The 14569-nt window shown below is 39.2% G+C and carries 9 protein-coding genes, 1 pseudogene and 1 other annotated feature; of the genes and pseudogenes, 7 read left to right on the top strand and 3 right to left on the bottom strand.

All coding sequences use genetic code 11. The features are described 5' to 3' along the window. Positions 1 to 138: 138 nt before the first annotated feature. Positions 139 to 801 carry a hypothetical protein gene (locus LBYS11_RS12020; protein ID WP_066037378.1) on the bottom strand — a complete coding sequence of 221 codons (663 nt, stop codon included), beginning with the start codon at positions 799 to 801 and terminating at the stop codon, positions 139 to 141. A gap of 552 nt (positions 802 to 1353) precedes the next feature. Here LBYS11_RS12020 and acnA point away from each other — a divergent pair. After that, the gene (gene acnA / locus LBYS11_RS12015) at positions 1354 to 4059 is read left to right on the top strand and encodes an aconitate hydratase AcnA (RefSeq protein ID WP_048393126.1); all 2706 of its coding nucleotides are present in this window, start codon (positions 1354 to 1356) and stop codon (positions 4057 to 4059) included. Positions 4060 to 4272: 213 nt separating this feature from the next. Then, complete coding sequence (locus LBYS11_RS12010; RefSeq protein ID WP_103118219.1) at positions 4273 to 5763, top strand: S-layer homology domain-containing protein; 1491 nt, start codon at positions 4273 to 4275, stop codon at positions 5761 to 5763. 54 nt (positions 5764 to 5817) lie between these two features. Here the strand turns inward: LBYS11_RS12010 and LBYS11_RS12005 are convergent, their stop codons facing one another. Further along, positions 5818 to 6402: a DJ-1/PfpI family protein gene (locus tag LBYS11_RS12005; RefSeq protein WP_066037380.1), complete on the bottom strand. Its 585-nt coding sequence runs from the start codon at positions 6400 to 6402 to the stop codon at positions 5818 to 5820. 141 nt (positions 6403 to 6543) lie between these two features. Here LBYS11_RS12005 and LBYS11_RS12000 point away from each other — a divergent pair, with 141 nt between their 5' ends. The 4 genes from LBYS11_RS12000 (at position 6544) to ileS (ending at position 12113) form a co-directional block, all read left to right on the top strand. Next, complete coding sequence (locus LBYS11_RS12000) at positions 6544 to 6987, top strand: Lrp/AsnC family transcriptional regulator (protein WP_103118218.1); 444 nt, start codon at positions 6544 to 6546, stop codon at positions 6985 to 6987. A 61-nt stretch (positions 6988 to 7048) separates the two neighbouring features. Further along, complete coding sequence (locus tag LBYS11_RS11995; RefSeq protein WP_233731952.1) at positions 7049 to 7567, top strand: sigma-70 family RNA polymerase sigma factor; 519 nt, start codon at positions 7049 to 7051, stop codon at positions 7565 to 7567. Beyond that, complete coding sequence (locus tag LBYS11_RS11990; RefSeq protein ID WP_103118217.1) at positions 7560 to 8528, top strand: DUF3221 domain-containing protein; 969 nt, start codon at positions 7560 to 7562, stop codon at positions 8526 to 8528. Before LBYS11_RS11995 ends, LBYS11_RS11990 begins: the two co-directional genes overlap by 8 nt. Before the next feature lie 192 nt (positions 8529 to 8720). Next, positions 8721 to 8959 (top strand) — a binding site (T-box leader). 61 nt (positions 8960 to 9020) lie between these two features. Continuing rightward, the gene (ileS, locus tag LBYS11_RS11985) at positions 9021 to 12113 is read left to right on the top strand and encodes an isoleucine--tRNA ligase (protein WP_103119083.1); all 3093 of its coding nucleotides are present in this window, start codon (positions 9021 to 9023) and stop codon (positions 12111 to 12113) included. A 42-nt stretch (positions 12114 to 12155) separates the two neighbouring features. On the opposite strand, the gene LBYS11_RS11980 is transcribed toward ileS, so the two are convergent. Beyond that, entirely contained in the window at positions 12156 to 12758 is a 603-nt protein-coding gene (locus LBYS11_RS11980) for a LysE/ArgO family amino acid transporter (protein WP_054550253.1), read from the bottom strand. Between the two features lie 110 nt (positions 12759 to 12868). Here LBYS11_RS11980 and LBYS11_RS11975 point away from each other — a divergent pair. Further along, positions 12869 to 14310, top strand: a pseudogene (locus tag LBYS11_RS11975) (PLP-dependent aminotransferase family protein). The last annotated feature ends 259 nt before the right edge of the window (positions 14311 to 14569 follow it).

Raw genomic sequence — 14569 nt, 5'->3', positions numbered from 1 at the left:
ACATTGTAAAGTTCAATATTTAGAGAAAACCGTATCAGGATCATTAAGAATTGTATCGTTTAAGGGTTTTGATTTTGATAAAGTTCCAGAAGCTATAAACTAAAACCAGGCGCTCGAATGAGTACCTGGTTAATTTTTTTATTTTAATACAGCATCATTTAACAAGACATTAAATTGTTCGACTTTACTTTCATCTGAATAGTCTTTCTTTAACACGTAGTTAGAAATAATCCCTTCCACTGTTATTTGTTGTCCAACTGTTAGTTCAGCTTCTTGATCTAAATCAATTACTGCAAAGTTTGTTATTTCTTCTGGATAAACCCCAAGGAAAAAATCTTCTTTATTCTTATCTTTATCAAAGAGCTCATCGTAATCAATGAACTCGTAGTTTTCAATGTCTCTATTGCCCATATAGATAATAAACTTATCAGCACGTATAGCAGTAGTTGAACCTTCTCTTCTTCTTTTTTGACCAATATTTGAACTTTCAAATACAAATTCAGTGATTACACCAGAAGCAGTTGCTTTCCTACCAAGTAAATCAAAATCATCTTCAAATTGTTTTCCATTTTTATGGCCAAGAATAATCATATCCACCAATTTTTCATCTTTTACAGTAAGTAGTTTATTTGTAAAATCCGCTATTGTTTTCCCTTCTAAATTTTCATCTATAAATTGTTTGCTTTGTTCTTCTAATGATACTTTCTTCACAGTTTCTTTTGGTTTTGAGGATTCACTTTCACCGCATCCAGTTAGTGCTAGTGTAAAAATAAGTGATGCACTTAAAATGAGTTTCTTCATATAAATATTTGCTCCTTGTATGAGTTGTAATAATAAAATTGTATCAATATTGGAAGGTTTTGTCAGTAATATAAATGTAGATTAATATAGTTTTTAAATAGCCATATTATGTGGGATCTTTTTGTTTAACTGCGAAGAATTTAATTATAATCTTAAAGTAGAAGTAAGTATTCTACATAATTTTTGTTATGATTTCTACTATTAATATGTACCTGTCCGGGTGAAGGTTGTATTATTTTCTACTGGGGTACACATTTTACAAAAAGTCCGCGTACCCCAGTTTGTACCCCACATCGTACCCCAGTTAAATACATTTAGATAGGCTTCGTTAGACAGGTATAGAAACCCACATTAATACAAAACCTTGATATTATGCACATCAAAAAATTAAAAACATCAAGATAGAAACCAAGGTCATAAGTTATGCTTATCAAAAAAGATAATATTAATGTAATTTACTTATGAATATAAATGCGCTATCATGGGTATTGGAGAAAAGATGCTACACATTTTTAAAGCCTTTTCAAAAAGATATATTAGGGGGATCCGCAAATGGCACAAGGTAATTTACACAACAGCCGTGCATCATTCGAAGTGAATGGTAAAACTTACAATTACTATGACTTAGCTGCGATTGAAAAAGCTGGCGTTGCAAAAGTTTCAAACCTTCCTTACTCAATTAAAGTATTATTAGAATCTGTTTTACGTCAATATGATGCTTATGTAATTAAAGAAGAACACGTAAACGAATTAGCAAAATGGGGTAACGGTGCTGACCCAGAGGCAGAAGTACCATTCAAACCTTCTCGTGTTGTATTACAAGACTTTACTGGTGTACCAGTAGTTGTTGACCTTGCATCTCTTCGTTCTGCAATGAAAGAAATGGGCGGCGACCCAAGCAAAATCAACCCTGCTATTCCAGTTGACCTTGTAATTGACCACTCAGTACAAGTTGACAAATATGGTAATGCATCTGCATTACAAGCAAACATGGACCTAGAATTTGAACGTAACGCTGAGCGTTATAACTTCTTAAAATGGGCTCAAACTGCTTACAATAACTTCCGTGCTGTACCACCAGCAACAGGTATCGTTCACCAAGTAAACTTAGAGTACTTAGCTCCAGTTGTACACGTAAACGAAAATGCTGACGGCACATTCGAAACATTCCCAGATTCAGTAGTAGGTACTGACTCTCATACAACAATGATCAACGGTATCGGCGTTCTTGGATGGGGCGTAGGTGGTATCGAAGCTGAAGCAGGTATGCTTGGTCAGCCTTCATACTTCCCAATTCCAGAAGTTATCGGTGTTAAATTAGTTGGCGATCTTCCAAACGGAACAACTGCTACTGACTTAGCATTAAAAGTAACACAAGTATTACGTCAACGTGGCGTAGTTGGTAAATTCGTTGAGTTCTTCGGACCTGGCGTATCTAAATTACCACTAGCTGACCGTGCGACAATCTCTAACATGGCTCCTGAATATGGTGCTACATGTGGTTACTTCGCAATCGACGAAGAATCATTAAACTACATGCGTTTGACTGGTCGTGACGAAGAGCACATTGCGGTTGTAGAAGCTTACCTAAAAGCGAACCACATGTTCTTTGATCCAACATTAGAGCCAGTTTACACAGACGTTTTAGAAGTAAACTTAGCTGAAATCGAACCAAACCTTTCTGGTCCTAAACGTCCACAAGACTTAATTCCACTATCTCAAATGCGTTCTCGTTACAAAGAAGCAGTAGTGGCACCACAAGGTACACAAGGTTTCGGTTTAACAGAAGATGAATTCGAAAAAACTTCTGTAGCGAAATTCGCTGAAGGCGATGTAGAAATTCCAACAGGTGCTGTTGCGATTGCTGCAATCACTTCTTGTACAAATACTTCTAACCCATACGTATTAATTGCTGCGGGCTTAGTGGCGAAAAAAGCTGTAGAAAAAGGTCTAACAGTGCCGAAATGGGTAAAAACTTCTTTAGCACCAGGGTCTAAAGTTGTAACTGGTTACCTTGAAGATTCAGGTTTACAAACATACCTTGACCAAATCGGTTTCAACACTGTAGGTTACGGTTGTACAACATGTATCGGTAACTCAGGTCCATTATTACCTGAAATCGAAGAAGCAATTAAAGCAAATGACTTATTCGTAACTTCAGTTCTTTCTGGTAACCGTAACTTTGAAGGTCGTGTACACCCACTTGTAAAAGCTAACTACTTAGCTTCACCACCACTTGTTGTTGCTTACGCACTTGCTGGTACAGTGGATATCGATCTACAAAAAGATTCATTCGGTAAAGACAAAGATGGTAACGAAGTATTCTTCGCTGATATCTGGCCATCAACTGAAGAAGTTAATGCAGTATTAGGTACTGTTGTTAACCGTGAGTTATTCCAAAAAGAATACGAAACTGTATTCACAGCGAACGAAAAATGGAATGCAATTGAAACATCAACTGAGTCTCTATACACATTTGATGACAAATCAACTTACATCCAAAACCCACCATTCTTCCAAGGTCTTGCAAAAGAGCCAGAAGCTATTAAAGGCTTAGACGGCTTACGCATTATGGCGAAGTTCGGTGACTCAATCACAACTGACCATATTTCTCCAGCTGGTGCAATCGGTAAAGATACACCTGCAGGTAAATATTTAATTGAAAACGGTGTTGCAATCCGTGACTTCAACTCTTACGGTTCTCGTCGTGGTAACCACGAAGTAATGATGCGTGGTACATTTGCAAACATCCGTATCCGTAACCAAGTTGCTCCTGGTACAGAGGGTGGATTCACTACTTACTGGCCAACAGGCGAAGTAGAGTACATCTATGACGCATGTATGAAATACCAAGAGCAAGGTACTGGCTTAGTCGTACTTGCTGGTAACGACTACGGTATGGGTTCTTCTCGTGACTGGGCTGCGAAAGGTACATTCCTACTTGGCGTGAAAACTGTTATCGCACAATCTTACGAGCGTATCCACCGTTCTAACCTAGTAATGATGGGTGTTCTTCCACTTCAATTTATGCCAGGTGAATCTGCTGATACATTAGGCTTAACTGGTAAAGAAGAAATCTCTGTTAACATTACTGACAACGTAAAACCACGTGAAATCTTAACAGTAACTGCTAAATCTGAAGACGGCACAGTTAAAACTTTCCAAGCTTTAGCTCGTTTCGACTCAGAAGTAGAGGTAGACTACTACCGCCATGGTGGTATCCTACAAATGGTTCTACGCGCAAAAGCTGCTGAGTAATCATCACCATAAAACCGATCTCTTAGGAGGTCGGTTTTTTTATTTATTAAGAGAGTGTTGGATAGAAGTGACCAAAATATGTATAAATAGCACCAAATGACGGATTTAATGGATAATTATAATTTAATTTCCAATGAACCTAGCATTTTTCCAATTCTTTCGCTAAAATTAATAGGTAAGCATTAAATTTACATAAACGGGGGACGATTGATTATGACAAAGAAAAAACATAAGTTTTATACAGCGGCAACAGCTGCAATGGCGGTTACTGCTGTTGCGGTAGTACCTGTATCGGCGGCTAGTCCATTTTCAGATGTGAGTGAGGATTATGCGCATTTTAATAGTATTTCTACATTGCATGCAGCAGACATCATTAATGGTTTTCCAGATGGTACATTTAAGCCTTCAAAGGATGTGACACGTGGACAAGCAGCAAAGATGATAGCAAGTGCTTTTCATCTAACTACAACGGATACGGCTGTCGAGAATCCGAATTTCAAGGATGTCGACTCATCTAGCCCATACTATAAAGCGATTGTTACATTAGTTAATCTTGGCGTTGTACAAGGCTATGAGGATGATACATTCCGTCCAGATGACACAATTACTCGTGGTCAAATGGCATTAATGGTAGCAGAGGCTGCAGGTTTAACAGCAGAAGGTAAAAGTCCATTCACAGATGTACAGCAAGATAGTCCATTTGCAGATGCAGTAACAGCTCTGTATGAGGCAGGCATTGCGAAGGGTGTAACTGCCACAGAATTTGGTGTAGATAAAAATGTTACTCGTGGTCAGTTAGCAACATTTATTGTGAACGCATTAGGCTTAGCTGAGGATACGCAGCCTACAACAGAAGTAAAAGAGGAAGAGCCTAAAGAGGAGCAAGTAACAGAAGAACAACCTACTACAACAAAGGATAGTGCTTTGTTAGAGGAAGTATTTACGAAAACATTAGCCAAGCAAAAAGAGCTAAAAAGCATGAAGGCTACCATGACGATCTCTCAGACAGTAGAGGCAAACGATGGTAAGGAAACCATGAAAATGGATTCTAAAGGCAACATGAAGATGGAAATTGTTACAGAGCCAATGCAATTCTTTGCTGATGGTTCAATGGCTTTAACAGATCCAACAAGTGGTGAAGCGATTAATTTGCCAATTAAAATGTATATGACGGCTAAAGATGGTATGTATATGTATGAGGCAGAACAAAAGGCCTGGGTAAAGTTCCCGAAACAATTATTTGAAGATGTACTGAGCCAAACAGGGATGCAGCCAGATGCAACTGAACAATTGGAGATGCTACAAGCATTTGCTGAAGATTTTACATTAGTAGAATCAGCAAACCGTTATGAATTAACATTAAAAGGCTCTGGCGATAAATTCACAGAGCTAGTGAAGCAGCAGCTTGGCGCAATGGATTTAGGAATGGAAGCGGATCTAGAGGCACAATTAGGCAATATTTCCTTTGATGGTCTCACATATAAATTATTGATTAATAAAGAAACATTCGATGTAGAAGAAATTGCTATGGACATGACATTAAAGATGCAAGTAGAAGGCAATTCGATCAAAACAAGACAGCAAACAACGATCAAATATCATGATTTCAATGCGGTAACGACAATTACGATTCCAAAAGATGTGCTAGACAATGCAAAGGAAATGGATTTAAGTGCATCAGAAACAGCACCAGTAAGTAAATAATACAAAAAGTAGGTTTATGCCAAGTATATTGGTATAAGCCTACTTTTTTATGCTTTAGTGGAAGCCCATTAATTCTTTTACTTTCGCTGTGTTTGGAGCAGATGTTAGAGTTTCTAGTAAGCGAAAGGCAACATCAAAGGCTGTTCCTGGATTGGAGGAGGTGATGATATGATCAGTTTGCACAATGCGCTCGTTGACAATTGCTGCACCATAGCCCTTTAGCTGTGCTAAACGTTTACTTGTTGGATGATTATAGGTTGTTGCTTGACGATGCTGAAGAATTCCACTGTGGCCTAAAATAAGAGAAGCTACACAGATTGTTGCAATCGGTTTTTTCTGTTCATCAAAGTGACGAACGACTGCCTGAAATTCCTCGCTAAACGCATCCTCATAAAAACCGGCTTCCTCAAAGCCTCCAGGAATCGCTAATGCATCAAAATCCTCTAATACAATTTCATGGAGCAATTTTTCAGGAGTGACTTTAAAATTCCAGGTGCATTGCAGCTGTTCATGCAGGCCGACCGTAACCACATCTGTTGTACCATCACCTTCCCACTTATTCCAGCCGAGCACATCAGTAAAGACGCTTGCCTCCACCGCTTCAAAGCCATTTGCTAATAGTAACAATATTTTTTTCATGTTTGATTTGCCTCCTTTATTGATATTATTGTAAACAAAAGGGAGAAAAGATTACATACGTTGTATAATGGATTTTAGGTAAAAAACTTTATTTGAAAAGGTATTATGTCATAAATAATTTATTTAGAAAGGTGAAGGACCATGGATCATATTGATACACAAATATTACAGCAGTTACAGCAAAATGCCAAAATCTCTATGAAGGAATTAGCCACTACCGTTCATTTATCCTCTCCTGCCGTTATTGAAAGAATCAGAAAGCTAGAGGAGCAGGGTGTGATTGAGGGCTATCATGCAAAGGTAAATCTGAAAAAGATGGAGCGTACGATTGAAGCCATTATTTTATTTAAGTCCATTGATTGTAAAAGTCTTTCTTCATTTTGTAATGCTCATCCTGATGTTTTGGCATGTTATCGAGTGGCTGGGGAAATTAGCTATATTGTTAAATTAGCGACCTATTCAGTAGAAACATTAGAACAATTTATTGATGCGGCTATGCCCTATGGCACACCTTCTACTAATATCGTGTTATCTTCAACGGAAAAACAAGTGATTACACCATTTACTGACAATGATTTGGAGTAAATGACAAAAAAAGCAAACCTCGAAGCCGGGAGCACCGTTTATAGGGTAGAGAGGAGGAAGAATGTTGCTAATTCATGAACTGGAAAAAATAATGGAACAGCATACAGAGAGGCTTATTCGTCTTGCCTTTTACTATGTGAGAGATTTACAAAGTGCTGAAGATATCGTACAGGATGTCTTTATTAAATTCTATGATAATCAGCAAAACTATGAGGAACGTGGGGAGCTAAAGGCGTATTTATCGAAATTAGTTAGTAATCGAAGTAAAGATTATTTACGCAGCTGGACCTATCGGAAAATTCAAGTGCAACAGAAGATTTTTCCGCAGCAAACCGTTATGAGAAGAGATATGCTTGTACAGCATGATGAACGTACTTTGATTGAAAATGCGATTCTAGCTCTCCCTTTCAAACAGCGAGAGGTCATTATACATTTTTATTTTGAAGAAATGCCTGTGGTAGATATTGCAGAGCTGTTAACGATTCCTGAAAGCACCGTCAAAACAAGGCTACGTCGTGGGCGAGAGTTATTGAAGCTACAATTACAGCATGTTGAATGGGAGGTGCTCCTGCATGAGTAAAATGGATGCTCGCGTAGTAAAGGATTTATCAGAAAGTAAAAAGCGTGTGATGACAAATGTGGTTCAGCATTTACAGCAACGCCAAGAAAAAAAATCTGCAAAACGCTGGACATATGGTGTTTTGGCTATGATTTTAAGTGTCTGCATAGGGCTGTTTATATATCAGCAATATAATGAACAACAACAGCAAGCTTCTACTATTCCACCCGTATTAGATGAGCGGATTTTAGAGCTATATTTACAACTTGATTCTTTTATGAACGGAAAGAATCGTTTATATAAGGCAAGTTTTGATAATTTTTTATATTTTGAATCGACCTTTGCTTATGCGCAATCGAAAAAACTAGTACCTACACAAGAGCAAGTAGATAAGGCACTCGAACAGTTCATGGAAGAGTGGAGCTATGAGGATGATACTCGGCCAACTTATGATAAGTTTCTGCAAATGTTGCAAGTCACAAACGAAGGGTTTATAGAGAACTATGGCAAGCCAATTGCCTATAAAATGGCTACATTTGACTTGTTATGGGAGGCAAGCCAAGCCGATTATAAGGATGTAAGTAGTCCCATTCGTACATGGTTTGTCGAGCAAGAAGCCATGAATTATTTAGAACAACATTATCATAAAGACATTGCTTCCTTACGAGAAAAATATAAAATCCCTGAAAAGGACAGCCAAATGAAGCTCATCAGAAGTGGAACCGTCTTAGCGATCAAGGAACATGAATTTTTAGTTGTCTCAGGCGTCTTGGCTAGCGAGGTTGGGCAAAAATCTGTCGATGAATTAGTGCAAAAACATAGTAATGGTACATGGTTTCCTCTAGTGGATGTCCCGCAAACACTATCAGTTGGTGATCGAGTAGAAGTTCAATATAGACAGTCGATTGGGAACGATGACGCTCAGCCATTCATTGATTATAAGGATATCGTAGAAATGAAAATAGTAAAGGAATCTCCCTAACAAGAAGCTAGACATTCTCGTGCTATTCAATAGTAAAACATTGCTGAAGAGCTTTTTGATTCAAACCATTCAACAGCCACAATATGCTGATCTCCATTAAAGTATTGCCACTTGTCTCAACGAAATTTTTTAAGATTGTCCACCGTTGACAGACAATTGGTAATTTGCTAAGATGAAGGACAATAAAAGCATACAAATTCGTTGATGAGAAAGAGTAGTGTTTCATTTTGTTCTACAGAGAGCCGACATTTGGTGGAAGTCGGTGTGCAGGTGTTACATGAAAATCCTCTCTGAGAAGATTAGCTGAATGGAGTAAGCTAATCCGGGTGTCTACCGTTAAAAAGAACACGTATGATTGTACGTTGCTGAGTGCTATTGGCCATCGTGTCAATAGAATTAGGGTGGTATTCGCGGTTAACCCCGTCCCTTTTCCTTGGGACGGGGTTTTTTGTATGCCTTTTATACAAATTTGCTTGTATAGGAGGAACTAATATGCAGAAAGAACAAAAGAAAGAAACAACGGTTGAACGAGAAACAAGGATTCGTACATTATGGGCGCAAGAAGGGACCTTCGCCAAATCCGTAAGTAATCGTGCTGAACAGCAGCCCTTTGTATTTTATGAGGGACCCCCAACAGCGAATGGTTTACCACATGTTGGCCATGCATTTGGTAGAACCATAAAAGATGTGGTGGCACGTTATAAAACAATGCAAGGCTATTTAGTTGAACGCAAAGCAGGTTGGGATACACATGGGTTGCCTGTGGAATTAGGGGTAGAAAAGGCATTAGGAATCTCAGGAAAGCAGGAGATTGAGAACTATGGGGTGGAGCAATTTATTCAAGCATGTAAGAAGAGCGTTTTTACCTATGAGCAAAAATGGCGTACTTTTACAGAGCAGCTTGGCTACTGGCTTGACATGGATGATCCTTACCTAACATTAAGTAATGACTATATTGAATCTGTGTGGCATATTTTAAGCCATGTTCACAAGGAAAAACTGTTATACAAAGGACATCGCGTTTCACCTTATTGCCCTAGCTGTCAAACTTCCTTAAGCTCTCATGAGGTGGCACAGGGCTATAAGGATGTTAAGGATTTATCCGTTACTGCAATGTTTAAGCTAGAGGATCGAGACGAATATATCTTAGGCTGGACAACGACGCCTTGGACATTACCAGCCAATGTAGCCTTGGCTATGAATCCTGCTCTTCGATATGTCCGTGTAAGGCATGCAAACAACATCTATATACTAGCCAAATCATTGGTATCAAAGGTTTTTTCAGAGCCTGTAGAAATATTAAGTGAGCATGACGGACAGGAGTTTGCAGGTGTTTCCTATATATCGCCATTTTCCTATGTAACCGTCGATAAAGGGCATATCATTGTCATGGCAGATTATGTGACAGAGCATAGTGGAACAGGAATTGTACACATAGCACCTGCTTATGGAGAGGACGATTATAAAACGGTACAGCAACATGGCTTGTCCTTTGTCAATGTAGTTGATCTTAAAGGCTGTTATACAGAAGCGGTACCTGAGCTTGTTGGACGATTTGTGAAAGATTGTGATGTCGATATCATTAAAATGCTTGCAGCAAAAGAGCTTTTATTTGCTAAAGAAAAATATGAGCATAGCTATCCGCATTGCTGGCGCTGTGATTCACCATTATTGTACTATGCAACAGATAGCTGGTTTATCAAAATGTCGGCATTAAAAGAGCAGCTTTTACAAAATAATCAGCATGTGACATGGTACCCTAGCCATATTAAGGATGGACGATTTGGCAACTTCCTAGAAAACTTAGTGGATTGGAATATTAGTCGTAATCGTTATTGGGGGACACCACTCAATGTGTGGATCTGTCAGGATTGTAATCATGAGGAGGCACCTAACAGTGTTGCTGCGCTACAACAATTAGCCAAAGGAGCTGTCAATGAACAATTAGAGCTCCATAAGCCATTTATAGATGCTATTGTCTGTACCTGTCCTGTCTGCCAGGGCGACATGAAACGTACGCCTGAAGTTATCGATGTTTGGTTTGACAGTGGCTCGATGCCATTTGCCCAACAGCATTATCCTTTTGAAGACGTAGCGAACTTTCATCATCAGTTTCCAGCAGATGTGGTCATTGAGGGCATCGACCAAACGCGAGGATTTTTCTATAGCTTATTAGCAGTATCGACCTTGTTTACAGGAAAACCACCTTATAAAAATGTGCTATCGTTAGGGCATGTACTCGATGAGCATGGACAGAAGATGTCCAAAAGTAAAGGCAATGCATTAGAGCCTGTTGAGTTAATCCAGGAGTATGGAGCAGATGCTCTACGTTGGGCATTTTTAGTTGATAGCTCACCATGGAATCCAAAGCGTTTTTCGAAGAAAATTGTCTTAGATGCGAAATCTAAGCTGGTGGATACACTCGACAATACGTTTAAATTTTATGACATGTATGCCCAGATCGATAATTTTACGTATGATGCTACAAATACAGGTACACGTTCACAGCTAGATCATTGGATATTGTCCCGCTTACATCACACTATCCAGCTTGTCACAACCTCTATGGATGATTATCAATTTACACAGGCTACAAGGGAAATTGGTCAATTGGTGGAAGAGTTAAGCAATTGGTATATACGTCGTTCACGTGCTAGATTTTGGGCAAATGGAATGACAGCAGATAAACGAGGTGCACTTAGCACACTTTACGAGGCACTGACATCCATTTGTCAATTAATAGCACCGTTTACACCATTTATAGCAGAGGATATCTACCGTCAACTATGTGGAAAAAGTGTTCATCTTGAGGAATATCCAATATTCGACGATCAACTAGTGGATGTGAAGCTTGAACAAGAAATGGCAACGGTCTTAACAGTTGTGGAACTTGGACGTAGTATTCGCAATAGTCAGGGAATAAAGGTCAAGCAGCCTTTAAGTGAACTCATTGTTGCCCTAAAAGGTGAACTGTCGGATTACCAAGCCTATAGCGAACTCATTCAGGATGAGTTAAACATCAAAGCTTGTAGATGGACACATGATTTTTTAGCCTATGAAAGCGTGCATTATAAATTGAATTTTAAAACAGCGGGAGCGGCATTTGGTCCAAAGGTTCATCAAGTAAAAGAGTATGTGTTGGCATTAACAGAGGAAGAGAAACAAAGGCTACAACATCATGAAACTGTGGATCTCATGATGGACGGTCAACAGCTAACATTATTAAGAGAACATGTAATAGCTGAATCAATCGTCAAGGACCATTATATTTTAGCGGAGGATAGCACTTGCCGTGTCTTGATGAGTGTTCAACTTACAGAGAGCTTACTACAAGAAGGGCAAATACGAGAATTAATTCGTACAATACAAGATGCACGAAAAAAATGGCAGCTACCAGTGGCGCAATATGTATCGATTGCCTTTAATGGTAGTGCAGGGGTACTTTTCATGATTCAGCAGCACGAAGCTTTATTACAAGAAAATGTATTAGTCAAAGCTATTCATTATGGTGAGCAATGGTCTCATGCAAAATCCATTGAGACGGCATTGTTTAATGAAAAGCTCACTTTATTTGTTTCTCTATAAAAGAAAAGCTCAGGGTTACCTCCTGAGCTTTTTCTATGTACGTTAAAATAAGCCACTTGCCAGATAACATGCTGTGGCCCAAATAAAGACGGCGGAGCATTTATTAAATAGTCGCATCAATTTTCCAGAGCCGTCTAGTTTTTTGAACGAGGCGCCAGTCAATGTGAGACCGAAAAACCATAGCCAGGAAATGAACACACAAGCAACAGTGAACATTATTTGCTCGGTTCCACTATATTTTAATGCGCTAGTACCAATAACACCGATTGTATCTAAAATAGCATGTGGATTTAGAAGTGATACAGAGAGTGCGAAGAGAATTTGTTTTTTTATAGGCAATGCTTCGCTATTTTCAGTGTTTGCTGGATTTGAACGCCAAATGCTATAGCCCATGTAAAGTAAAAAAATAATACCAATAGTCATTAAAGTGATACGCAACCATTCAAACTGTAGAACAATTAATGACAGACCGAATACCGCAAGTAGAATAAGCAGTGTATCACAGATCGCAGCAGTCACACCTGCTGGCAAAGCGCGTAATAAACTTGGTTGTGTAGCACCTTGTGAAAAAACAAAAACATTTTGTACACCTAATGGCAAAATGAGTCCAAATGCTAAAATGATCCCATGAAGAAAAGCTTCCAATGACCATTCCTCCTTTCTTTACTTATTTTAGATATGGTATAACTAAAAGAAAACGACCAATTGGATGGTTTTTTATCCACCCAATTTCATTGCATGGAAGGAGAAGGAACATGAGCTGGCAGCCGAATAGACGAAGTGATAATACATTACAGCAGCAGATTGTACAGTGGATAACAGCCAATGTGGAGCGAGGAGACTGGGCGGCAGGGACAAAACTACCTACCCAAAGACAGCTGGCCATGCAGTTCGATGTGAATCGTAGCACAGTTCAGCAGGCTTTGGAGGAATTAAAAGCAATGGGCATTCTTGAAGCAAAGGTAGGCTCTGGTGTTTATGTTACGCACAATTCCTGGCATGCATTAATCCAACAAACACAGCCGAATTGGCAAACTTATATCGAAACAAGCATCCACAAGCCAAACTACCACACCATCCAATTAATTAACGAATACGAACAGCGCGAGGATGTAATTCGTTTAGGAACGGGAGAGCTAGCACCCAGTTTGTTGCCTACCGAGGAAATAGAAGCTTCACTGCGAGAGCTATCCTTTCAACCGAAAGCATTAGGCTACTCTTCGCCACAAGGTAATGATCAGCTTCGTAAAGCTATTTGTAAATATGTTCAAAAAGAGGCATTCCTGCTGAACCTCAAAACGTCTGTATTGTTTCAGGTGCACTTCAGGCACTACAATTAATTGCTGTTGGCTTATTAGAGCAAGGGTCTATTGTGTTTCAGGAGCCAACCTCCTACTTAAATTCTGTTCACCCTTTTCAGTCAGTTGGCATGCAAATGATTAGCATTGAACGCGATGTACAGCTTGCTCAAACATTAGCGCAAAGGAAACGAAAGAAACAAGCCGTGTTTTATGCCATTCCTACTTTACATAATCCAACAGGTCATGTATGGACAACAAGAGAAAAAGAACAGCTATATGAAGCTTGTCAGGCATCACGGATTCCAATTGTAGAAGATGATGTTTATCATGAATTGCTTTTTGAAGAGGCATCACCGCCGCTTAAGGCCATGGATAATAGCGGACAAGTTCTTTATATTGGCAGCGTCTCTAAAACCTTAAGCCCAGGGTTACGCATTGGCTGGCTCATCGGTCCAACCACTGTGATTGAGCGATTAGCCGATATAAAAATGCAAACAGACTATGGCTCAAGTGCCATTTCTCAGGAAATTGTCCTACATTGGCTGCAATCAGGAAAATATGAAAAGCATCTCGCAGGATTACGTCAACAATTACAGGAGCGAGCCGATTTTACGGAACAGCTTTTAAAGGAGAAGTTTACAGATGTGGCGAATTGGAGCAAACCAAGGGGAGGCTTTTATATTTGGCTCAAGTTTCATGAGCCGCTTGTAGATAAAGACTTCTTTATGAAGCTGTTGCAGCGGCAAGTATTAATCAATCCCGGCTATATCTATGATCCACAAGATCATCATCATATTCGTCTATCCTACGCCTATGCAACCTATGAAGAATTACAGGAAGGCTTACAAATCCTACATGAATGTGTGGTGGAGGCTATTGGACGAAAGAGTAAATAAGGGCTTGTCCTGAAGTTAGGGAAACGAGAGAAGGTTGCTCTAAGTGATCAAAGAAGTGAGAAACCCGCTCTAAAGTGGTTGAGAAACGATCAAACAAGTAAGGAATCCACTCCAAAGTAGATGAGAAGTGATCAAACAACTGAAGAACCCGCTCGAAAATTAGCGAAAAGTGATCAATATAGCAAGCTCCTCTCTCAATAAAGTATCTATGCTTAGTAGCCAACCCACTGCCAGAAAAGAAAGTGAATAATCCAAGCTG

It is taken from the genome of Lysinibacillus sp. YS11 (genome assembly GCF_002896375.1).
Lineage (GTDB): Bacteria > Bacillota > Bacilli > Bacillales_A > Planococcaceae > Lysinibacillus > Lysinibacillus capsici.
This window is presented reverse-complemented; position numbering and strand designations above follow the sequence as displayed.

Coding starts and splice junctions, on each gene's coding strand:
- acnA (WP_048393126.1), top strand. CDS start 1,354: ATGGCACAAGGTAATTTACACAACAGCCGTGCATCATTCGAAGTGAAT.
- LBYS11_RS12020 (WP_066037378.1), bottom strand. CDS start 801: ATGAAGAAACTCATTTTAAGTGCATCACTTATTTTTACACTAGCACTA.
- LBYS11_RS11995 (WP_233731952.1), top strand. CDS start 7,049: ATGTTGCTAATTCATGAACTGGAAAAAATAATGGAACAGCATACAGAG.
- ileS (WP_103119083.1), top strand. CDS start 9,021: ATGCAGAAAGAACAAAAGAAAGAAACAACGGTTGAACGAGAAACAAGG.
- LBYS11_RS12005 (WP_066037380.1), bottom strand. CDS start 6,402: ATGAAAAAAATATTGTTACTATTAGCAAATGGCTTTGAAGCGGTGGAG.
- LBYS11_RS12000 (WP_103118218.1), top strand. CDS start 6,544: ATGGATCATATTGATACACAAATATTACAGCAGTTACAGCAAAATGCC.
- LBYS11_RS11990 (WP_103118217.1), top strand. CDS start 7,560: ATGAGTAAAATGGATGCTCGCGTAGTAAAGGATTTATCAGAAAGTAAA.
- LBYS11_RS12010 (WP_103118219.1), top strand. CDS start 4,273: ATGACAAAGAAAAAACATAAGTTTTATACAGCGGCAACAGCTGCAATG.